The sequence below is a fragment of the Klebsiella sp. 1SOBk10mer genome (assembly GCF_046602535.1).
GTDB lineage: Bacteria > Pseudomonadota > Gammaproteobacteria > Enterobacterales > Enterobacteriaceae > Klebsiella > Klebsiella quasipneumoniae.
In genome coordinates, this window is the sequence record NZ_JBKIUP010000001.1 from 590,447 (window position 1) to 610,519 (window position 20,073).

The 20,073-nt window shown below is 54.9% G+C and carries 21 protein-coding genes and 3 tRNA genes; 17 read left to right on the forward strand and 7 right to left on the reverse strand.

All coding sequences use genetic code 11. The annotated features are described in order from the left end of the window. Positions 1-50 precede the first annotated feature (50 nt). Positions 51-1,730 (forward strand): cellulose biosynthesis regulator diguanylate cyclase DgcQ, encoded by a 1,680-nt coding sequence (gene dgcQ / locus ACLH1I_RS02735; protein WP_017900237.1) that lies wholly within the window; start codon positions 51-53, stop codon positions 1,728-1,730. 299 nt (positions 1,731-2,029) lie between these two features. On the opposite strand, the gene yodD is transcribed toward dgcQ, so the two are convergent. Then, entirely contained in the window at positions 2,030-2,251 is a 222-nt protein-coding gene (yodD, locus tag ACLH1I_RS02740) for a YodD family peroxide/acid resistance protein (protein ID WP_004203478.1), read from the reverse strand. A 135-nt stretch (positions 2,252-2,386) separates the two neighbouring features. Between yodD and dsrB the strand changes: the two genes are divergently transcribed. Beyond that, positions 2,387-2,578, forward strand: coding sequence for a protein DsrB (gene dsrB / locus ACLH1I_RS02745; protein ID WP_004203477.1), 192 nt, complete (start codon positions 2,387-2,389; stop codon positions 2,576-2,578). A gap of 32 nt (positions 2,579-2,610) precedes the next feature. On the opposite strand, the gene rcsA is transcribed toward dsrB, so the two are convergent. Beyond that, complete coding sequence (gene rcsA, locus ACLH1I_RS02750) at positions 2,611-3,234, reverse strand: transcriptional regulator RcsA (protein ID WP_004203475.1); 624 nt, start codon at positions 3,232-3,234, stop codon at positions 2,611-2,613. 374 nt (positions 3,235-3,608) lie between these two features. On the opposite strand from rcsA, the gene yedD reads away from it, so the two are divergent. Continuing rightward, positions 3,609-4,043, forward strand: coding sequence for a lipoprotein YedD (gene yedD / locus ACLH1I_RS02755; protein WP_072140493.1), 435 nt, complete (start codon positions 3,609-3,611; stop codon positions 4,041-4,043). A 41-nt stretch (positions 4,044-4,084) separates the two neighbouring features. Here the strand turns inward: yedD and amyA are convergent, their stop codons facing one another. Further along, positions 4,085-5,572, reverse strand: a complete 1,488-nt coding sequence (amyA, locus tag ACLH1I_RS02760; protein ID WP_004203469.1) for an alpha-amylase — start codon at positions 5,570-5,572, stop codon at positions 4,085-4,087. 200 nt (positions 5,573-5,772) lie between these two features. Here amyA and tcyJ point away from each other — a divergent pair, with 200 nt between their 5' ends. The 5 genes from tcyJ (at position 5,773) to sdiA (ending at position 10,125) form a co-directional block, all read left to right on the forward strand. Next, on the forward strand, positions 5,773-6,573 hold the full coding sequence (tcyJ, locus tag ACLH1I_RS02765) for a cystine ABC transporter substrate-binding protein (protein ID WP_004203468.1): 801 nt from the start codon (positions 5,773-5,775) through the stop codon (positions 6,571-6,573). A gap of 95 nt (positions 6,574-6,668) precedes the next feature. Continuing rightward, positions 6,669-7,655 (forward strand): D-cysteine desulfhydrase, encoded by a 987-nt coding sequence (gene dcyD, locus ACLH1I_RS02770; RefSeq protein WP_151385234.1) that lies wholly within the window; start codon positions 6,669-6,671, stop codon positions 7,653-7,655. 15 nt (positions 7,656-7,670) lie between these two features. Next, a complete protein-coding gene (gene tcyL / locus ACLH1I_RS02775; protein ID WP_004203466.1) occupies positions 7,671-8,339 on the forward strand; it encodes a cystine ABC transporter permease in 669 nt (222 codons plus the stop codon). Then, positions 8,336-9,088 carry an L-cystine ABC transporter ATP-binding protein TcyN gene (gene tcyN / locus ACLH1I_RS02780; protein ID WP_004203465.1) on the forward strand — a complete coding sequence of 251 codons (753 nt, stop codon included), beginning with the start codon at positions 8,336-8,338 and terminating at the stop codon, positions 9,086-9,088. Before tcyL ends, tcyN begins: the two co-directional genes overlap by 4 nt. Before the next feature lie 314 nt (positions 9,089-9,402). Further along, on the forward strand, positions 9,403-10,125 hold the full coding sequence (gene sdiA / locus ACLH1I_RS02785; protein ID WP_004203458.1) for a transcriptional regulator SdiA: 723 nt from the start codon (positions 9,403-9,405) through the stop codon (positions 10,123-10,125). 67 nt (positions 10,126-10,192) lie between these two features. Here the strand turns inward: sdiA and ACLH1I_RS02790 are convergent, their stop codons facing one another. After that, positions 10,193-10,417 (reverse strand): DUF2594 family protein, encoded by a 225-nt coding sequence (locus tag ACLH1I_RS02790; protein WP_004203457.1) that lies wholly within the window; start codon positions 10,415-10,417, stop codon positions 10,193-10,195. 461 nt (positions 10,418-10,878) lie between these two features. On the opposite strand from ACLH1I_RS02790, the gene uvrY reads away from it, so the two are divergent. From uvrY to ACLH1I_RS02830, 8 genes are all read left to right on the forward strand, one after another. Then, positions 10,879-11,535, forward strand: coding sequence for a UvrY/SirA/GacA family response regulator transcription factor (gene uvrY / locus ACLH1I_RS02795; protein WP_002911539.1), 657 nt, complete (start codon positions 10,879-10,881; stop codon positions 11,533-11,535). Next, the gene (gene uvrC, locus ACLH1I_RS02800; protein WP_004203456.1) at positions 11,532-13,364 is read left to right on the forward strand and encodes an excinuclease ABC subunit UvrC; all 1,833 of its coding nucleotides are present in this window, start codon (positions 11,532-11,534) and stop codon (positions 13,362-13,364) included. Before uvrY ends, uvrC begins: the two co-directional genes overlap by 4 nt. A gap of 57 nt (positions 13,365-13,421) precedes the next feature. Beyond that, positions 13,422-13,970 (forward strand): CDP-diacylglycerol--glycerol-3-phosphate 3-phosphatidyltransferase, encoded by a 549-nt coding sequence (pgsA, locus tag ACLH1I_RS02805; protein ID WP_004141115.1) that lies wholly within the window; start codon positions 13,422-13,424, stop codon positions 13,968-13,970. A gap of 150 nt (positions 13,971-14,120) precedes the next feature. Then, positions 14,121-14,196: transfer RNA gene (locus tag ACLH1I_RS02810), tRNA-Gly, on the forward strand. A gap of 40 nt (positions 14,197-14,236) precedes the next feature. After that, positions 14,237-14,310, forward strand: a tRNA-Cys gene (locus ACLH1I_RS02815). A 13-nt stretch (positions 14,311-14,323) separates the two neighbouring features. Continuing rightward, a tRNA-Leu gene (locus tag ACLH1I_RS02820) sits at positions 14,324-14,410 on the forward strand. Positions 14,411-15,888: 1,478 nt separating this feature from the next. Continuing rightward, entirely contained in the window at positions 15,889-16,770 is an 882-nt protein-coding gene (locus ACLH1I_RS02825; protein ID WP_017900232.1) for a dihydrodipicolinate synthase family protein, read from the forward strand. 98 nt (positions 16,771-16,868) lie between these two features. After that, a complete protein-coding gene (locus ACLH1I_RS02830; RefSeq protein WP_032456330.1) occupies positions 16,869-17,537 on the forward strand; it encodes a YecA family protein in 669 nt (222 codons plus the stop codon). A gap of 25 nt (positions 17,538-17,562) precedes the next feature. On the opposite strand, the gene tyrP is transcribed toward ACLH1I_RS02830, so the two are convergent. Next, positions 17,563-18,774 carry a tyrosine transporter TyrP gene (gene tyrP, locus ACLH1I_RS02835; protein ID WP_004203453.1) on the reverse strand — a complete coding sequence of 404 codons (1,212 nt, stop codon included), beginning with the start codon at positions 18,772-18,774 and terminating at the stop codon, positions 17,563-17,565. A gap of 191 nt (positions 18,775-18,965) precedes the next feature. Here tyrP and ACLH1I_RS02840 point away from each other — a divergent pair, with 191 nt between their 5' ends. Next, positions 18,966-19,205, forward strand: a complete 240-nt coding sequence (locus ACLH1I_RS02840) for a YecH family metal-binding protein (RefSeq protein ID WP_004203452.1) — start codon at positions 18,966-18,968, stop codon at positions 19,203-19,205. A 36-nt stretch (positions 19,206-19,241) separates the two neighbouring features. Here ACLH1I_RS02840 and ftnA read toward each other — a convergent pair whose 3' ends face one another. Then, positions 19,242-19,739 (reverse strand): non-heme ferritin, encoded by a 498-nt coding sequence (gene ftnA / locus ACLH1I_RS02845; RefSeq protein WP_004203451.1) that lies wholly within the window; start codon positions 19,737-19,739, stop codon positions 19,242-19,244. Positions 19,740-19,796: 57 nt separating this feature from the next. Then, the gene (locus ACLH1I_RS02850) at positions 19,797-19,961 is read right to left on the reverse strand and encodes a hypothetical protein (protein WP_032456329.1); all 165 of its coding nucleotides are present in this window, start codon (positions 19,959-19,961) and stop codon (positions 19,797-19,799) included. Positions 19,962-20,073: the final 112 nt, after the last annotated feature.

Sequence of the window (20,073 nt, forward strand, 5' to 3'; positions counted from 1 at the left end):
ACCGCGTGCGCTGACGACGTCAGGTTTGCGCAACGTACTACGAGAGAAAGATGGATAAGCCACTGCGGTTGAAGTTGAAAAAGCGCTACTTCCTGACTCGCCCGGCACATGTGGTTAACGTTTGTTTTATCGTGGTGCTATTTTTCTCCACGCTGCTGATCTGGCGTGAAATCAACGTCCTGGAAGAGGCCTACGTGGCGAACCAGCGCAATAATCTGGCTAACGTCGCGCATGAAATGGATGGGCTGCTGCAGTTTAACATCGACAGGATGATGTTTTTTCGCCACGGTATGCAGTCCGCACTTGAACGCCCCCTCGACGTCGATGTGTTGCACGAGGCCAGCCAGCGCTATCTGAACCAGCGCCATCAGGAGATTTGGCGGGTGGCGCTCCCGAACCGCCGGACGCTGCCGGTGTTTGGCGTCTCGGAGAGCGTCGTCAGGGAGCACCCGCTGCTCTTGCCGGACGATCCGCTGGTGGTCAATGAACTGATGGCGACGCTGGAGCTGGGTTATCTGTTAAATCTGACGCAGCATGACCGCGATTTTGCCGAGCGGATGCAATATATCTCCCGCAGCGGCTTTTTCACCTCGACCCTGCCGCTGCGCGATGAATCGCAGGTGAAGACGCACTATTCGCGCGCTATCAGCGCCCTCTGGTTTACCCGGCAGACCCAGCGGAACAATCCGTACCGCGGCGTTATCTGGCAAACCTTTCCTGACGATGACCCGCAGCTGGAAGAGCAGGTGGTTACCGCCTCGATACCGCTGGATTTTGCCGGTTACTGGCGCGGCGTGCTGGCGATGGATTTCTCAGTCAGCGAAATAAAAGCATTTTTAATCAGCGCGATGAAGGGCGGGCAGGAGGGGGAATACCAGCTTTATGACAGCCATCTTAGCCTGCTGGCCTCCTCTGCGCCGGGGAATGTCCTGACGCTGCTGTCGCCGCGCGAGCAGGAGCTGCTCAGCCGCGCGTTTGCCCATGATAACCAGGGCGGCCTGCGTCTGCTGACGCGCTATATCAGTTGGGCCAAACTACGGAATTTTGACGGCGTGCTGCTGCGGATCCACACCCTGCGGGAAGGCGTACGCGGCAACTTTGGCACCATCACCATCGCCCTGACCCTGATGTGGATCCTCTTCACCTTGATGCTGCTGCTCTCCTGGCTGGTGATCCGCCGTATGGTCCGCAATATGAGCGTCCTCCAGACCTCTCTGGAGTGGCAGGCCTGGCACGATGCCTTAACCCGCCTGCTCAATCGCGGGGCGCTGTTTGAAAAGGCGATGGCGCTCGCCAGCGCCTGCCAGCGCAGCGGACTACCGCTGGCGGTGATCCAGCTCGATCTGGATCACTTTAAGAGCATTAACGATCGCTATGGTCATCAGGCGGGTGACAGGGTGCTGTCGATGGTGGCCAGTACCCTTGCCGGCACTGTGCGGGAAGGCGATTTGCTGGGCCGCGTGGGGGGAGAGGAGTTTTGTGTCGTGCTGCCGAATACCACGCTGCAGGAAGCGGCGGCGATAGCGGAGCGGCTACGCCTGCGTATTCATGGCCGGGAGGTCTTTTTGCATAACAACGTGACGCTGCGGGTCAGCGCGTCGTTAGGGGTAAGCGCCAGCGAAGAGCAGGGAGAGTATCACTTTGAAGCGCTGCAGTCGGTCGCCGATGGTCGACTGTATCTGGCCAAGCAGAATGGCCGCAACCAGGTCTGTTATCGCAGCGAAGCGTGAGTAAAACGTTTCGCTCGCGCCAGCGTATTTGAGATTTATCTTAAAGTAATGTCTGGCGATCGTACTATCAGATGAAACCGGTTTGCGGCTAAGCCTTCTCGCATCAGCCCTGCAGCCCTTTCTGCTGCGAAGCGCCGACTTTCTCAATATTTTGCGTCATGAATATCTCTTGTCATGCAAAATAATTGAGGATAATGTTTCAACGCATCGGATTTCCCGGTGTAACGAATTTTCAAGTGCTTCTTGCATTAGCAAGTTTGATCCCGACTCCTGCGAGTCGGGATTTTTTTCGCCCATCACTAGCGGTTGGCTTCACTGGCGCTGAAATCATGAATATCGAGTTCAAATGCCTCCGCCAGTTCGCGCCAGGTATGCGCCCCGCGGCCATCGATACTGGCGCGCTGAGGGTCATCGAGGATGCGGTGGACTTCGCTTTCGCTGATCTCATTAATCGCCGCCAGTAGAGCATCAACGTTCACATCAACGTCGTTCCCGGTCTGGTCTGTCAATCGGTTCTTCATCATTACCCCCCTCGCTGAGCGTCGCTCAAGCCTTTTTAAGTATAGTCGGTCTAAAAAAACGCCAGTCACCGGCCGCGACGCTGCGAGCGGCGTGGTTTTGTTCTACACTGGCTGAAAATAGAGAGGAGATGGATTATGCAGGTGAACGATCGTGTCACGGTGAAGACCGACGGTGGCCCACGTCGATCGGGCGTAGTGCTGGCAATTGAGTCGTTTAGCGAAGGGACGATGTATCTGGTTTCGCTGGAAGACTATCCCCTGGGGATCTGGTTTTTCAATGAAATAGGGCACCCGGATGGGATCTTCGTGGAAAAAGAAATCTCGTAAAACCGAACTGGCGGGACCACCGCCAGTTTGTTTCAGCGTAGATTCACCTGAATACCACTGGTAATGTTTTCGGTCAGCCGAACGATGTGGTAAATCACCTGCTTATTATGCGTCTGTATTTTCTTTTTAATATTACCTTTGTGCGATGATACCGTTTTCGCTTTGATGTTCATTTGCGTTGAAATTTGCGAAGTACCATGCCCGGCCATCCACATTTGCAGCATATTTGATTCTGTTTTGCTTAGCGACAACGTCGGTAAATTCAACTGCCCCAGGCTCGTGTTCTTGTATTTAAGATAATTAACCAGAATGACATCAAGGTCTTTTGGGGTGATCGATTTTGAACTGATTAGCAGATTCTTACGTACCCGCAGATAGCGGTCAAAATGGATGTTCGCCAGCGACATAAAAATCACAAACAGCGTCGCCGGATTTTGCGTGATGATCTGGCGAATAATGTTATTACTTTCATCATCATGCACAAAGCAATCTTCATTCAGAAACACCACCGCCGGGCAACATGACGCACAGTGCCTGTGCAGATCCTCAGCGCAGTTGACCTCAACGATTTCCTGTTTTTTAATTCCCCGACTGGTCAGATATCCCGTAAGTCCTAACCGGGTATAACTGCACAAATCCATAATCATCGTTGACATGACCCATCCTCAATCAACACGTAACGATATACACTTCGCACTGGCTGTGCGAAGCAGTCCTTGCGGGCGGTAATAATAGTAGGTTTAAGAAAGAACCCATTAGTTCCATTAAACTATTCCGCATCTCTGCATATAATTTGCCAGGAAAACTCTTAAAGTAAAGTCGAGAACCGGTAGTGTGAGCGAATTAAAAACAAAAAGTGCCCGTGGCTGCTATGGTTAGGCGCCAAAGATTCTTTTACTTTCAGAATTTCCTTATTTCATATGAAGGTCGCGATGCCTGGCCGTGTTTTACCCGGCTTCTCCGCCCGCAGCGGGGGTGGAAGGCTTAACGCTTTAATGCCACAATACTTTTTTATCAGCTTGTGGGATGAATGATGAAACAGTTAGTTTTTGCTGGCATGGTGGTGGCGCTGGCCGGATGCGTGCAGGTTGATCGTTACGAAGACGTTGTTAAAGCCCCCGCGCCGGCAGGCCTGGAAGGCTACTGGCAGACGAAAGGGCCGCAGAGTGAGATGATGAGTCCGGACGCCATCGCCAGCCTGATCGTCACCAAAGATGGGGACACCTTCGACTGCCGCCAGTGGCAGCGCGTGATCGCCCAGCCGGGGAAACTGATGAACCGCGATAGCGATATCTACAACGTGACCGCTTCCCTGGATATCTACCCGATCGAGCGCGAGGGCAACACCCTTTCCTACGATCGTATGACGTTGACCCGCGTTGAACGTCTCACCCCGGAGTGCGAGAAAGCGTGGGCTAAAGCGCGTGCCACCGCTCCAGTCAGCGCGCCGACCACCGCGCACTAAGATTCCGGCGGGCCACCGCTGGCCCGTCCGGCGTCAGATGACTACAGCACCGCCTCCAGCACCCACACGCTGACGCTTCCTCCGTTACAGGTAAAGGTGGCGCAGCCTTCGCCGTCGGTTTCGACAATCTCTTCCCGATTGCCCAGGAAATCCCGCCAGCGTTTGTTGCCATAATTCTCGCCCAGCGTCAGGGTCTTTTCTCCCTCATCACCATTGGACATCACCACCACGCAGCCGGGATCCTCGTCCGTGCCGCTGCGGCTGAAGGCAATGCAGTTGGGGTGATCGAACCAGAGAGTCTGCACGCCGTGGGCAAAACGCTGACGGGCGTCGATCAGCTCGTGGAGTTGTTCGATAACGGGCATTTCTATGGCGTAGGTTTGTCCGTCGCCGCCGGTATCCTCATAGGAGGCGCCGAAGAGATCGGCATAGAAGACCGAGGGTACGCCATTTTCACGCAACAGGATCAGCGCATAGGCCAGCGGTTTAAACCATGGCTCAACAGGCGCCTCGAGCGCCTGCAGCGGCTGGGTATCATGGTTGGTGACCAGGGTGACGGCATGGAAGGGGTCGGCTTCCACCAGCGTCCCGCTGAAAATCTGGCTCATGTCGTAATCGCGCCCCTGGCGGGACGCTTCATGAAATTTCATCTGCAGCGGGGCGTCAAACAGCATCGTCTTGCCCTCGACCAGATCGATATACTGCTGGAGCTTTTCCACTTCATGGGACCAGTATTCCGCAACAATAAACAGCGGCTGCGGGGCCACCTCCTGAACATGCTCGATCCACGCTTTGTAAAACCATGCGGGGATATGCTTCACAGCGTCAAGACGAAAACCGTCGCAACCGGTTTGCTCCATCACCCAGCGCGCCCAGTATTTGATCTCTTCGGTGACGGCGTGATTACGAAAATCGATATTGGCGCCCATCAGGTAGTCGAAGTTGCCAAGCTCGTCATCGACCTGTTCATTCCAGCCTTCGCCGGTGTAGTCGTTGACGATTTTAAATACACCGTCTTCTGTCGGATTCTCGATGTGGTCAATGCCGCTAAAGCACTTGTAGTCCCAGACAAACTGCGAATACTGCCCGGCGCGCACCGGGAAGGTATAGCGAGTCCATGCCTCGCACTCGATAATCGTCTCGTCAATTTGCGTGCGATCCTGCTCATCGACGCGCTGCACGCGCAGGGCCTCTTTTTCATCGGCGCCCATTTTATGGTTCACCACCACGTCCAGCAGCACGGCGATGTCGTGCTCCTTCAGGGCGTTGATTGCCGCCAGCAGCTGGGTCTTATCGCCATATTTGGTGGCGACAGAGCCCTTTTGATCAAACTCGCCGAGGTCGAAGAGATCGTAGGTGTCATAGCCGACGGAATAGCCGCCCGAGGCGCCTTTGTAGGCGGGGGGCAACCAGACCATATTGATGCCGATTTCGTTAAGACTGGGGGCCAGCGCTTCGACTTCACGCCACAGTTCGCCGCCGGCGGGGTAGTACCAGTGAAAACATTGCAACAAGGTGGGGTTTTTCATCTTCCATGCTCCAGACGTCAACAGGCTGACCTTTGCAGTATGGGAGATATCCCGCAAAACGGGTGAGGAAAGCCCTGAATTTCGCTATACCCTAAAGCGGATCATATATAATAAATTTGCATAAGATGTAGCGTAACGATGTTGGTGTCGGGCCGTTAAGCGCTTTACACTACAGGAAAATCCTAACCTTCGGGGTATCTATGAAATTAGCACTTCTGGGTCGTCAGGCGCTGATGGGCGCGATGGCCGTTGTTTTGATGGCTGGCGTTAGCGTGAAAACTTTTGCGGCGGAAAACCTGCTCAATCAGATTAAAGAGCGCGGCACCCTGCGCGTGGGCCTCGAAGGCACCTATCCTCCTTTTAGCTTCCAGGGCGATGACGGTAAGCTGACCGGCTTTGAAGTGGAGTTCGCCAACGAGCTGGCGAAACATCTGGGCGTGAAGGCTGACCTCAAACCGACCAAGTGGGACGGTATGCTGGCCTCGCTGGATTCCAAGCGCATTGACGTGGTGATTAACCAGGTCACTATCTCTGATGAACGTAAGAAAAAATACGATTTCTCTACCCCGTACACGATCTCCGGTGTGCAGGCGCTGGTGAAGAAAGGCAACGAAGGCGCGATTAAAACCGCGGCGGATCTGAAAGGCAAGAAAGTGGGCGTCGGGCTGGGCACTAACTATGAAGAGTGGCTGCGTCAGAACGTCCAGGGCGTGGATGTCCGCACCTATGATGACGATCCGACCAAATACCAGGATCTGCGCGTAGGCCGTATTGACGCCATTCTGGTTGACCGTCTGGCGGCGCTGGATCTGGTGAAGAAAACCAACAACACGCTGGCGGTAACCGGCGAAGCGTTCTCCCGTCAGGAAGCTGGCGTTGCACTGCGCAAAGGCAACGATGACCTGCTGAAAGCGGTAGATGGCGCGATCGCGGATATGCAGAAAGATGGCAGCCTGAAGGCCCTGTCAGAGAAATGGTTTGGCGCTGACGTGACAAAATAAAGGCCAGCGGTGAAAAAAGGCGCTCCTGGAAGCGCCTTTTTTTATTTAGCGCGTAACTGTGTGCATAATGAAGCATAACTGAGTCAGGAGGGGCCATGTCACTGCAAAATTTAACCCGCTTTCCGCGTCTGGAATTGATCGGCGCGCCGACGCCGCTGGAGTATCTGCCGCGTCTGTCCGATCACCTCGGGCGCGAAATATTTATCAAACGTGATGATACGACGCCGCTGGCGATGGGGGGAAACAAACTGCGCAAGCTGGAGTTTCTCGCCGCCGATGCGCTGCGCGAAGGGGCGGATACTTTAATTACCGCCGGCGCGATCCAGTCTAACCATGTGCGCCAGACGGCGGCGGTCGCCGCCAAACTGGGCCTGCACTGCGTGGCGCTGCTGGAAAATCCCATCGGCACCCGTGCGGAGAACTATCTGAGCAATGGCAACCGCCTGCTGCTGGATCTGTTTAATACCCAGGTTGAGATGTGCGATGCCCTGACCGATCCCGCTGCGCAGCTCGAAGAGCTGGCGACCCGTATCGAAGCGCAGGGGTACCGCCCGTATGTCATTCCGGTCGGCGGTTCAAACGCCCTTGGGGCGCTAGGCTATGTGGAAAGCGCGCTGGAAATCGCCCAGCAGTGCGAAGACGCGGTGGAGATTTCGTCGGTGGTGGTCGCCTCCGGGAGCGCCGGCACCCATGCCGGACTGGCGGTCGGCCTTGAACAGCTGATGCCGCAGGCGGAACTGATTGGGGTGACGGTGTCGCGCGCGGTTGCCGACCAGCTGCCGAAAGTGGTAGCGCTGCAGCAGGCCGTGGCCAACAGCCTTGAGCTGCAGGCGAAAGCCGACATCATCCTGTGGGACGATTACTTTGCCCCAGGCTACGGGACGCCAAATGAGGAAGGAATGGCCGCCGTGAAGCTGCTGGCGCAACTGGAAGGTATTTTGCTCGACCCGGTTTATACCGGCAAAGCGATGGCCGGACTTATCGATGGCATTACGCAGAAACGCTTTAAGGATGAAGGGCCGATTTTGTTCGTCCATACCGGCGGAGCGCCGGCGCTGTTTGCCTATCATCCTCACCTCTAATACAGAAACCACAGCATGCAAGAAAGTATTCAACTGGTCATCGATTCTGCGCCTTTTCTGCTGAAAGGCGCCGTCTTTACGCTGCAGCTGAGCATTGGCGGGATGTTTTTCGGCCTGGTGCTGGGCTTTATCCTGGCGCTGATGCGCATGTCGACCCTCTGGCCGGTAAAATGGCTGGCGCGCATGTATATCTCCATTTTTCGCGGGACACCGCTTATCGCTCAGCTGTTTATGATCTACTACGGCTTGCCGCAGTTTGGCATTGAGCTTGACCCGATCCCGGCGGCGATGATCGGCTTATCGCTGAACACGGCGGCCTACGCGGCGGAAACCCTGCGCGCGGCCATCGCCTCGATTGACAAAGGGCAATGGGAAGCGGCGGCCAGTATCGGTATGACCCCCTGGCAGACGATGCGTCGGGCTATTTTACCCCAGGCGGCGCGGGTCGCTTTGCCGCCGCTCTCTAACAGTTTTATCAGCCTGGTAAAAGATACCTCGCTGGCGGCGACGATCCAGGTGCCGGAGCTGTTCCGTCAGGCGCAGCTTATCACCTCGCGTACGCTGGAGGTCTTCACCATGTATCTGGCCGCCTCTCTGATCTACTGGGTGATGGCGACGGTACTCTCCTCGCTGCAGAACTATTTTGAAAACCAGCTGAACCGCCAGGAGCGTGATCCGAAATGAGTGCGATTGAAGTAAAAAGCCTGGTGAAAAAATTCCATGGCCAGACGGTGCTCCACGGTATCGACCTGGAGGTGCAGGAAGGCGAAGTGGTGGCAATCATCGGCCCCAGCGGCTCGGGTAAAACCACCCTGCTGCGCAGCATTAATCTGCTGGAGCAACCGGAGAGCGGCACTATCCGCGTCGGCGATGTGACGATCGACGCTGGTCGCAGCCTCGGGCCGCAAAAAGGGCTTATCCGTCGGCTGCGCCAGCACGTTGGCTTTGTCTTCCAGAACTTCAACCTGTTTCCCCACCGGACGGTGCTGGAGAACATCATTGAAGGGCCGGTCATCGTAAAAGGTGAAGACAAGCAGGAGTCGATGGCGCGGGCGCGCGATCTGCTGGCGAAAGTGGGCCTCAGCGGCAAAGAGAACAGCTATCCGCGCCGCCTCTCTGGCGGGCAGCAGCAGCGGGTCGCGATTGCCCGCGCGCTGGCCATGCGTCCGGACGTGATCCTGTTTGATGAACCGACCTCGGCTCTCGATCCCGAGCTGGTAGGGGAGGTGCTCAATACCATCCGCCAGCTGGCGCAGGAGAAACGTACCATGGTTATCGTGACCCATGAAATGAGCTTCGCTCGCGACGTTGCCGATCGGGCGATTTTTATGGATCAGGGACGCATCGTTGAACAAGGCGAGGCCAAAGCGCTGTTCGCCTCGCCTCAGCAGCCGCGAACCCGCCAGTTCCTCGAAAAATTCCTGATGCAATAGAGCAGGCGCAGGCGCGGCGGCTCGCTTTCGTGTGAGCCGCCGCAATGAGCCCAATTCCACGCTGGGGTAACACCCCATCGTCACGTCTTTGTGCTATTTACTCCCCTGGCCGTATACACCGCTTCCCATCCCCCCTTGTAGGGTGTAGAAAATGAAGGGAGGGGCCTTAGTTTCAGCGCAGCGAACTGGGAAAAGGCAAGTCTTCAGGCTAATAAATGCGACAGCTACGATATTTTATACATATAAATAAGATTTATGTGTTAGTTTTCTGTATTTATAATAATGATTATCAATCAGGAGTTATTTGCACAGCTATGAGGGACAATGATTTTTTCAGCTGGCGGCGGGATATGCTGCATCAATTTCAGTCCATGGCCGCCGCTCAGGAGGTTTATAATCTCCTGCAACGAGAAACAGAAACGCTGGAATATGATTTCTATACGCTTTGTGTGCGTCACCCGGTGCCTTTCACTCGCCCCCGCGTCACGTTTCAGTCGACCTATCCCCGCGCATGGATGTCTCATTACCAGGCAGAGAATTATTTCGCCATAGATCCCGTATTACGCCCGGAGAATTTTATGCGTGGCCATCTGCCGTGGGAAGATGGGCTGTTTCGCGATGCGCAGGCGTTATGGGACGGCGCGCGCGACCATGGTCTGCAAAAAGGGGTGACACAGTGCCTGACGTTGCCGAATCATGCTCAGGGTTTTCTCTCCGTCTCCGCGAACAACCGTTTGCCGAACGCTTATGCTGAAGATGAGCTGGAGCTGCGCTTGCGAACGCTGACGGAGCTGAGCCTGCTGACGCTCTTGCGTCTTGAAGATGAGATGGTGATGCCGCCGGAGATGAAATTCAGCCGGCGCGAACTGGAGATCCTCAAATGGACCGCGGAAGGAAAGACCTCTGCGGAGGTGGCGATGATTCTCTCGATTTCGGAAAATACGGTCAATTTCCATCAGAAGAATATGCAACGGAAATTTAACGCGCCGAATAAAACGCAAATTGCCTGTTACGCTGTGGCGACAGGGTTAATCTGAAGGCGCCTGCCGTTCTGCGTGCCAGACGTGATACCGGCTGTCAGTCATACTTTCAGCCGGTACAGGATTACTGCCGATAAGCTTGTTTAATTTGCTTAACGGTGCTGGAGAATACGGCGGCCTGAGCCTCATCTTCCATCTGCGCGATCTGCTTTTCCATTTTAATAATCACGCGACCCGCATCTGCCTGGCCCATCGCCTGCAGCATCAGCGTCATCATCGCTTTCAGGCAGGAGACTTCCTGCGCCAGTTCCTGATTATTTTCTGCAGTGGAAAAATCTGGTGTGCTCATCGATATCCTCGTTTACTCGCTGCGCTATTGCGCTCTACTCAATGTGAAGGCCGCGCAGTATACCACAAGCGACAGAAAAAAAAGGAGTGCTTAATTTCTGTTCTCTCATCTGAGCTGTGAATGGTTTTATGCTTCAGATAAGACGTAATAGCCATCGTCAGGCCAATAACTGCCACTATCTATTTAGTACGTTAATAATTGTTACATATTTAGCTTCGTATTTATGCGCTACGTAATCTGTTGTGTTTTTTGTGCCTTCTGTATGGGGATTGTTAAAAAATAAGACTCGTGCAACCGACTGTTCGCAATGACTTTCCACTGAGTGTGCACAGACATTGCCATAAATGAGAGCCAAATCGAGGCGAGGGCATTTTTTTGCCTTTTAAAATAGCAATAAAACCCGGTAATATGTGGGAGATAAAGTATCAGTAGCGTTATCCCTCATTCTGGAGATTATTCCTTTGATCAACGTTCTTCTTGTTGATGACCACGAACTGGTGCGCGCAGGGATACGACGCATTCTGGAAGATATAAAAGGGATTAAAGTCGCTGGCGAAGCCTGCTGCGGCGAAGACGCCGTCAAGTGGTGCCGGGCTAATTCCGCCGATGTCGTCCTGATGGACATGAACATGCCCGGGATCGGGGGTCTGGAAGCGACGCGCAAAATTGCGCGCTCGGTAGCGGGCACGAAAGTGATCATGTTGACCGTGCATACTGAGAATCCCTTACCTGCCAAGGTCATGCAGGCGGGGGCGGCCGGCTATCTCAGTAAGGGCGCCGCGCCACAGGAAGTGGTGAATGCGATTCGCTGCGTCGCGTCAGGGCAACGTTATATTGCCTCTGATATTGCTCAGCAAATGGCGTTAAGTCAGATTGAACCGGAAAAAACAGAATCGCCGTTTGCCAGTTTGTCTGAACGCGAATTGCAGATTATGCTGATGATCACCAAAGGTCAGAAGGTGAATGAGATCTCAGAGCAGCTGAATCTGAGTCCTAAAACGGTTAACAGCTATCGCTATCGGATGTTCAGCAAATTGAACATTCATGGCGATGTCGAGCTGACCCACCTGGCAATTCGCCATGGCCTGTGTAATGCGGAGTCGTTAGCAAGCCAGTGAGTGATGTTTTTGACGCAAAAGCTTTCCTGAAAACGGTAACTAGCCAGCCCGGTGTGTATCGGATGTATGATGCTGGCGGAACCGTCATCTATGTTGGCAAAGCCAAAGATTTGAAAAAGCGGCTCAGCAGCTACTTCCGCAGCAACCTCGCGTCGCGTAAAACGGAAGCGCTGGTGGCGCTGATCGCGCAAATCGACGTGACCGTCACCCATACCGAGACGGAAGCGCTGCTGCTTGAGCACAACTATATCAAGCTGTACCAGCCGCGGTACAACGTGCTGTTGCGCGACGATAAGTCGTATCCTTTTATTTTCCTCAGTGGCGATACCCATCCGCGTCTGGCGATGCATCGTGGCGCCAAACATGCGAAGGGCGAGTATTTTGGTCCTTTTCCCAACGGCTATGCCGTGCGCGAGACCCTGGCGCTGCTGCAGAAGATCTTTCCCATCCGTCAGTGTGAAAACAGCGTCTACCGCAATCGCTCCCGTCCCTGTCTACAGTATCAGATTGGCCGCTGCCTCGGGCCGTGCGTGGCGGGGCTGGTCAGTGAAGACGAGTATGCTCAGCAGGTGGAGTATGTGCGGCTGTTTCTTGCCGGCAAAGATGACCAGGTGCTGACTCAGCTCATCGCGCGGATGGAGAAGGCGAGCCAGAACCTTGAGTTTGAAGAGGCGGCGCGCATTCGCGACCAGATTCAGGCCGTCCGCCGCGTGACGGAGAAACAGTTTGTCTCTAACACCGGCGACGATCTTGACGTGATCGGGGTTGCCTTCGATGCCGGCATGGCTTGCGTCCATGTACTGTTTATCCGCCAGGGTAAAGTACTGGGCAGCCGCAGCTACTTCCCGAAAGTGCCGGGCGGTACCGAGCTGGGCGAGGTCGTCGAGACCTTTGTCGGCCAGTTCTATCTGCAGGGCAGCCAGATGCGCACGCTGCCGGGGGAAATTTTGCTCGACTTTAACCTCGGAGATAAGACGCTGCTGGCCGAGTCGCTGTCAGAACTGGCGGGGCGTCGAATCCATGTGCAGACCAGGCCGCGCGGCGACCGGGCGCGTTATCTTAAGCTGGCGCGCACCAATGCCGCGACGGCGTTAACCACCAAATTGTCTCAGCAATCGACCATTCATCAGCGTCTGCAGGCGCTGGCCTCCGTGCTGGAGCTGCCGGCGGTGAAGCGGATGGAGTGCTTTGATATCAGCCACACCATGGGCGAACAGACCGTCGCCTCCTGCGTGGTATTTGACAGCAATGGTCCGCTGCGCGCGGAGTACCGGCGATACAATATCGCCGGCATCACCCCGGGCGATGACTACGCGGCGATGAATCAGGTCCTGCGCCGTCGCTATGGCAAAGCGATTGATGACAACAAGATTCCGGATGTGATCCTGATAGACGGCGGCAAGGGGCAGCTGGCGCAGGCGAAAGCGGTGTTTGCGGAGCTGGACGTCCCCTGGGATAAACATCATCCGCTGCTGCTGGGCGTGGCGAAAGGTAGCGATCGTAAAGCCGGCCTGGAAACGTTATTCTTTGAGCCGGAAGGCGAGGGGTTTAGCCTGCCGCCGGATTCGCCGGCTCTGCACGTGATCCAGCATATCCGCGATGAATCGCATGATCATGCAATCTCCGGCCATCGCAAAAAACGGGCGAAAGTGAAGAACACCAGCTCGCTTGAGACTATCGAGGGGGTGGGGCCGAAGCGTCGCCAGATGCTGCTGAAGTACATGGGTGGACTGCAGGGGCTGCAGCAGGCCAGCGTCGAAGAAATTGCCAAAGTACCGGGCATCTCTCACGCTCTGGCAGAAAAGATCTTCTACTCGTTGAAACATTAGGGGCTCTGTAGCAACATAGGGCTAATTTTTACTTACAACAGATAGTTACCCGTCACTATGCAATTTAATATCCCTACGTTGCTTACTCTGTTCCGCGTCATCCTGATCCCGTTCTTTGTGCTGGCGTTTTATCTGCCCTTTAGCTGGGCGCCGTTTGCCTGCGCGCTGATTTTCTTTGTTGCCGCTGTGACCGACTGGTTTGATGGTTTCCTCGCCCGTCGCTGGAACCAGAGTACCCGGTTCGGCGCCTTCCTCGATCCGGTGGCCGATAAAGTCATGGTGGCTATCGCCATGGTGCTGGTCGCTGAGCACTATCACACCTGGTGGGTCACGCTGCCGGCGGCGACGATGATTGCCCGGGAAATTATTATCTCCGCGCTGCGCGAGTGGATGGCGGAGTTGGGAAAACGCAGCAGCGTGGCGGTCTCGTGGATTGGCAAAGTAAAAACCACCGCGCAGATGACCGCCCTGGTGTGGATGCTGTGGCGTCCTTATCCGTGGGTGGAATGGGCAGGGATCGCGCTTTTCCTCGTGGCGGCGGTGCTGACGCTGTGGTCGATGCTGCAATATTTGAACGCGGCGCGCGGCGATTTGCTTGATCAGTGATCGTTTCGCCGTTATTTTCAGCAAACGATGCAAAGTTACGAAAAATACCGTTGACTCACCGCGAGAGATAAGTAGAATGCAACGCATCGAACGGCGGCACAGTCTTCCAGACGATAACAAAATCAAGTGATTAGCAAATAACTTGATAATGCGGGAATAGCTCAGTTGGTAGAGCACGACCTTGCCAAGGTCGGGGTCGCGAGTTCGAGTCTCGTTTCCCGCTCCAAATTAATAGCATCGGCATAGGCGGGTGCTTCAGTATCAAAGGCGCGTTAGCAAAGCGGTTATGTAGCGGATTGCAAATCCGTCTAGTCCGGTTCGACTCCGGAACGCGCCTCCACTTTATATCCCGAGCCCGGATGGTGGAATCGGTAGACACAAGGGATTTAAAATCCCTCGGCGTTCGCGCTGTGTGGGTTCAAGTCCCACTCCGGGTACCATTGGGATAAAAGCAGAATAATCAAAGCAATAAGCAGTGTCGTGAAACCACCTACGGGTGGTTTTTTTGTTTTTAAATCCCTCTTCATCACGACATGTCATCCTGTTTCTCTTGTCCATCTTGCGCTACACCCGAATTATTGTCACTGGTTAAGCCTGCGCCTGATGATACGGTATGGCGTTCTGACTCCGGGCAAGGAGAGGCTTGAAGTCAAGGTCTGTGGTTGGCACAGACTTCTGGCATAGAAGCTTACCGTAGTGAAGCAGGTCCGGGTCGCGGTGGATAATCGGCTTAACGGGTGGGGGATAAGGCGTTCGGGACGATCTCGCTCCCCCAGGCCAGCAGGGAGGAAGCGATTGGGTACAAGACGAGACAGCGGACCGGCGTTGAAACCGTCTCTATAGTTCGAGGTTGAAAGAAAGTACTGCCGATATAAATACCATCTCATCCGTAAGCGAGGGGAATTTGCCGGTAAATTTTTCTTCAGACTCAGGGGTAAAACGATATAGCGAATAATTGTCCCCAGGAGCGATGCTCTCCAGTTGAATATGAGAGGGTTTCCGCAGTGAAAAAGCTAACAGATAGAAGTTCGTCGTATGCTGAGCAAGTTCGGCGACTAATGCCGGGGGCACCTTTACAAGATTGATCTCTTCTCTGCAGCAAATGACAAAAAGCTTGCCATCCGCGCTTATTAATATGTTCCTGAACCTCTTTACTGCCCGGACGTAATACGCCTAAACGGTTCGAGGGATCGCGATGGGTGAAAATCGTCCTTCAGGCAATCGATGACCATCGCGGGGCAGGAAAAAATCCAGTCAAAAGGCAGAGTGGTGTTTTCAGATTGAATTTTTTCAGTGTCCGCGATGTTAAACAATGGCTTCCTGGCGACACAATGTGCTTTACAGCCAACCGCTCTTGAGTCTCCGTCCCTGATACACAATGTGGCGGGAGACACATATTCTCGAATGCCATTCTGGATGTTGTTAATCCCTTGAACTCGTCACTGTTTATCAGCGATGCGTTAAGAAGTTGTGTTGATTCTGCAAGCGGCTTGTCAGAAGTTGCGTGAGGATCTCCAGGTCGACCCAGTAATATTTTATACGTTGACTTTATTAATCATATTTTTAGATATTTTTCCTGGTTGTCATCTGCCATTTTTTATCCATTTGAAGCCGTAGTGGTACCTTATTTAATTGCTGCTTATATATAACAACATCAATCATGCGGTCTTATGGCAAATTGATTTAAGATTGGCAATGCAGCAAAAATAGCGACTGCAGGGAACGGCGTCGTTGAATATCCTCGGCAGAATCGGGTGGCTATCGATGTCTGGGCTGAAAGCGGCAATATCGCGAATGGGATCACCCCGTAGTGGGGAACCACCCCATTGTCACCGGCAATCGCTCATTTGTCCCAGGACAAAACGATCTCTCCCTGCTACTATCGTCCGGACACTTCTCCCTGCCTGCCGGAGGCATCATGTTCACAGGGCTTTGCGCATTTCCGTTAACGCCGCTGCATCAGCAAAATATCGATGAAAAAGCGTTTATTCGTATTCTTGCTCGTCTTACCGATGCCGGAGTCGACTCCCTGGGCATCTTAGGCTCAACCGGCAGCTACGCTTATCTCAGTCGTGAGCAGCGCAAGCGGGTCGTGCAGGTGGCGAAGGCGCATGCCGGGTCGACCCCGATGATGGTCGGCGTCGGCGCCATCGCCACCAGCGAGGTGCTGCGGCTGGTGGAAGATGCCCAGCAGGCCGGGGCGGATGCATTGCTCCTGCCGATGATGTCCTATCAGCCGCTGTTTGCGGAGGAGATCTATGCTTTTTACGAGGAGGTCTGCCGGCATGCCTCGGTGCCGGTTTGCCTGTATGACAATCCCCGTACCACCCATGTGACGTTATCGGATGAGCTGCAGGGGCGCATTGCCGCCTTACCGGCCATCGCCTCGATTAAAATTCCCGGTCTGCCCGCGCCACAGGCCAGCGAACGGGTGGCGGCGCTGCGTCGTCATCTGCCTTGCGGCGTCACGCTTGGCGTGAGCGGTGACGTCCGGGCGACAGCGGGCTTGCAGGCCGGCTGTGAGGTCTGGTACTCGGTCTGCGGCGGACTCTTTCCCCGGATCTCACTGGCGCTGGTAAAAGCCATCCGTCACGGCGACGCGGAACAGGTGGCGGCGCTGAATAAGCAACTGGCGCCCCTCTGGCGGTGCTTTGACCGCTACGGCGGCAGCCTGCGGGTGATCGCCGCCGCTGCGGCCATCCTGGGATTGTGCGACCCTGACTCGCTTCCCCGCCCCTTGCTGCCGTTAGGGGAGGAGGCCTGTCGCGACGTGGCGGCGGCGCTACAAGGGCTGGCCTGATTGTGTCGGGTCGGCGCAGGCGCAATGGGCGCAGCCGGGTGGCTTTCTGCCGGCATTTCGGCTACTGTAGGCCCGATTTTTACCATGCGAGCCTGTGAATGAATACCGGACCCTTAAACGAAAACGAACTGGAATGGCTGGACGAGACGCTGGCGAAATACGCTACCGAAGGCGCTATTCTGGATGTCTCTGAACTGGATGGCCTGCTGACGGCGATCCTCTCGGCGCCCACCGCTATTGAACCCGCCCAGTGGCTGTTGGCGATCTGGGGTGGCGCAGATAATGTGCCACGCTGGGCCAACGACCGCGAGCGCGATCGCTTTGTCAATCTGACGCTGCAGCATATGAGCGATATCGCCGAACGACTCGAGTCTTATCCCGATCAGTTCGAACCGCTGTTCGGCACCCGCGAAGCGGAAGGTCAGGAACTGACCATCGTTGAAGAGTGGTGTTTTGGCTATCTGCGCGGCGTGGCGCTGAGCGACTGGTCGACGCTGCCCGCTGAACTTCAGCCTGAGCTGGAGGCGATTGCGCTTCACGGTAGCGAAGAACAGTTTTCCGCGCTGGATAATCTGACGGCGGATGAATTTATCGCCAGTATCGAGCGTATCACCCCGGCGGCGCTGGCGCTTTACCAGTACTGGATGGCGAATCCGCAGCCGGAGGTGGTCCCGCAGCCGGTAAGAAATGAGGCGAAAGTCGGACGTAACGATCCCTGCCCGTGCGGCAGCGGTAAAAAGTATAAGCAGTGTTGCTTAGCGAAATGAAAAAGGGGCCGGCTGGCCCCTTCTTTTATCCCACCGCCGGTAACAGCCCGGCGACGATGCAGAACTGGATCGCCACGATGCCGATCCCGCACAGCAGGACCAGCCACAGCGCCGGGGCGCCGCCGGCCACCCGCCAGGCGGCCTGCGGATGCAGTCGGCGACTCTTCATGACCAGCATGGCCGGTAACATCAGGGCCAGAACGGCCAACGCCACCCCGGCGTAGCCCAGGGCCATGACGAAGCCGCGGGGATAGAACAGGGCGAACGCCAGCGGCGGCAAAAAGGTGATCATCCCGCTCTGCAGACGCCCGCTGACGTTGTTTTTGCGCTGAAACATATCGGCCAGATAATCAAACAGCCCGAGCGAGACGCCGAGGAAGGAGGTCGCCAGCGCAAGGTCGGCAAACAGGTGTACTGCCAGCTCCACGTGCGGTGACGCTACCACTTCGCGGATCGCCTCCAGCAGACCGTTCAGACCGGCATGTTGCGCCAGCAGGGCGGTAAAGGCTGGGGCGTCAATACTGCCCAGCGTCGCCAGCTGCCAGAAAATATAGGCCACCAGCGGAATAAAACTGCCGATAATAAACACCCGACGCAGTTTACGGATATCGCCCCCCAGATAGCTGACGATGCTCGGCACGCTGCCGTGAAAGCCGAAGGAGGTAAAGATCACCGGAATGGCCGACAGCGCCAGGCCTTGCTCAACCGGCAGCGTGAGGAGATTCACCTGATGAATGTGCGGCATCAGCAGGGCCAGCATAATCACCAGGAAGACGATTTTGGCGCTAAACAGGAAGCGATTGAACAGGTCGACCAGCGCGGTGCCAATGCACACCACCGCCCCGCCGAGCAGGGTGAAGATCAGTACGCCTGCGGCCGGCGGCAGCTGCCAGTCCAGCCACTGGTTGAGGCTGGAAGCGAGTAATTCGCCGGCGCCACTGATGTAGGCCGCCGTGAGGGCGTATAACAGAAACAGCATGCACAACCCGGTGATCCACTGTCCGTAACGGCCCAGATAGCGCGCCGCCAGAGAACCGAGCCCCATATCGGCAGGGACATGCTGGTAGACTTCCAGCAGCAAAAGGGCGGTATAGCACATCAATGCCCACAGGGTGAAAAGTAAACCCAGCGTGACGGTAAACCCGACGCCTGCGGCGGCCAATGGCATTGCCAACATTCCTGCACCGATTGTGGTGCCGGCTACGATTAAAATACTGCCCAGAGTGCGGTTCTTCACGCTTTTCGCTATCCCTACAGCAAATCACAATAATTTATGCCGCGCAGAGTAGGGGATATTGCGTCTTTCGTCAAATCAGGGTTACAAGCAGTGTAATTAAAACTTTACGAACTCGAAAGGGCGAAAGCCTGCGCTGGCGCAAGGCACGGGCCGCCGGTCTGGCCTAAGCTGACGTTTTTTCCGGAGGGGTTATGTCTTCTATTCATGGTCATGAAGTGTTGCAGATGATGCTGGCGTCGGGGGAGTGCTGGACGGCAGCTTCGCTGGAGGCGGCCATTCACCGTCGCTTTGGCGCAGAGGCGCGCTTTCATACCTGTTCGGCGGAAAATCTGAGCGCTGCGGAGCTGGTGGCGTTTTTAGAGCAAAAAGGTAAATTTATTGCCAGAGCGACAGGGTTTACCACCGCAGAAAATAAGATTTGCCAGCATTAAAAATGCCGCGACGGAGAAGCGTCGCGGCGCGAGCAATTAATTCTGCGTATCGAGAGTGGCCAGCTCTTTGTCGATAAAGTACAGACCTTCACCGCTTTTCCCGGCGAGGGTCAGTTTGTCAATTACCGATTTAAATAATTTCTCTTCTTCATGCTGTTCGGCGACATACCACTGCAGGAAATTAAAGGTCGGGTAATCCTGACTGGTCATAGCCGCGTGCGCCAGTTCATTAATTTTTTGCGTGATCAGCTGCTCGTGCTCATAGGTCTGGCGGAACAGTTCATCCAGTGACGCATACTCGGCAAACGGGGAGGCGATGGCGTTGATGCGCGGCAGGCTGCCGGTGTCGGTCAGGTAGTCGAACAGGCGCTGCATATGGGTCATCTCTTCCTGGGCATGGCGACGCAGGAAGGCCGCAGCCCCTTCAAAACTATGGTAACTGCACCAGGCGCTCATCTGCTGATAAAGAAGAGAAGAATAAAGTTCAAGATTCATCTGTTCATTCAGTTTGTCGATCATTTCCGTTTTCAGCATCGTCGCGCTCCTGGAATTAAAAAATAGATGTTATCGGCTGCCACTATAATTTGTTATTTAATTATTTGCAAAAAGTAAATTTAAAAATATTTTATTTAAAATGCTAATGGGAATAACACGCATTGGCAATTTAATAATAAATGAGAATAGTTTTAATTTATTATTAGTTTTTTGCGGAAGCGAAACGACGCCCTCTGCGGGTTGCCTGGTGGGGAGCGCCAGGCGGAGTCGTCCTGATGAGGGGCGACACGGTAACCTGAGCGGCAGAGGCGGTGAAAGTGTGAAGCGCTGCTTAATTTTTAAAACAACTTTTCATAAAATTTGAAAGTTTGTT

Bases quoted from the DNA above. Each gene is read 5' to 3' on its own strand.
- ACLH1I_RS02790 (WP_004203457.1), bottom strand. From the start codon at position 10,417: ATGAGCACACCAGATTTTTCCACTGCAGAAAATAATCAGGAACTGGCG.
- amyA (WP_004203469.1), bottom strand. From the start codon at position 5,572: ATGAAAAACCCCACCTTGTTGCAATGTTTTCACTGGTACTACCCCGCC.
- tcyJ (WP_004203468.1), top strand. From the start codon at position 5,773: ATGAAATTAGCACTTCTGGGTCGTCAGGCGCTGATGGGCGCGATGGCC.
- tcyL (WP_004203466.1), top strand. From the start codon at position 7,671: ATGCAAGAAAGTATTCAACTGGTCATCGATTCTGCGCCTTTTCTGCTG.
- pgsA (WP_004141115.1), top strand. From the start codon at position 13,422: ATGCAATTTAATATCCCTACGTTGCTTACTCTGTTCCGCGTCATCCTG.
- rcsA (WP_004203475.1), bottom strand. From the start codon at position 3,234: ATGTCAACGATGATTATGGATTTGTGCAGTTATACCCGGTTAGGACTT.
- ACLH1I_RS02830 (WP_032456330.1), top strand. From the start codon at position 16,869: ATGAATACCGGACCCTTAAACGAAAACGAACTGGAATGGCTGGACGAG.
- tcyN (WP_004203465.1), top strand. From the start codon at position 8,336: ATGAGTGCGATTGAAGTAAAAAGCCTGGTGAAAAAATTCCATGGCCAG.
- ACLH1I_RS02840 (WP_004203452.1), top strand. From the start codon at position 18,966: ATGTCTTCTATTCATGGTCATGAAGTGTTGCAGATGATGCTGGCGTCG.
- sdiA (WP_004203458.1), top strand. From the start codon at position 9,403: ATGAGGGACAATGATTTTTTCAGCTGGCGGCGGGATATGCTGCATCAA.
- dsrB (WP_004203477.1), top strand. From the start codon at position 2,387: ATGCAGGTGAACGATCGTGTCACGGTGAAGACCGACGGTGGCCCACGT.
- yedD (WP_072140493.1), top strand. From the start codon at position 3,609: ATGATGAAACAGTTAGTTTTTGCTGGCATGGTGGTGGCGCTGGCCGGA.
- ACLH1I_RS02825 (WP_017900232.1), top strand. From the start codon at position 15,889: ATGTTCACAGGGCTTTGCGCATTTCCGTTAACGCCGCTGCATCAGCAA.
- yodD (WP_004203478.1), bottom strand. From the start codon at position 2,251: ATGAAGAACCGATTGACAGACCAGACCGGGAACGACGTTGATGTGAAC.
- dcyD (WP_151385234.1), top strand. From the start codon at position 6,669: ATGTCACTGCAAAATTTAACCCGCTTTCCGCGTCTGGAATTGATCGGC.
- dgcQ (WP_017900237.1), top strand. From the start codon at position 51: ATGGATAAGCCACTGCGGTTGAAGTTGAAAAAGCGCTACTTCCTGACT.
- ftnA (WP_004203451.1), bottom strand. From the start codon at position 19,739: ATGCTGAAAACGGAAATGATCGACAAACTGAATGAACAGATGAATCTT.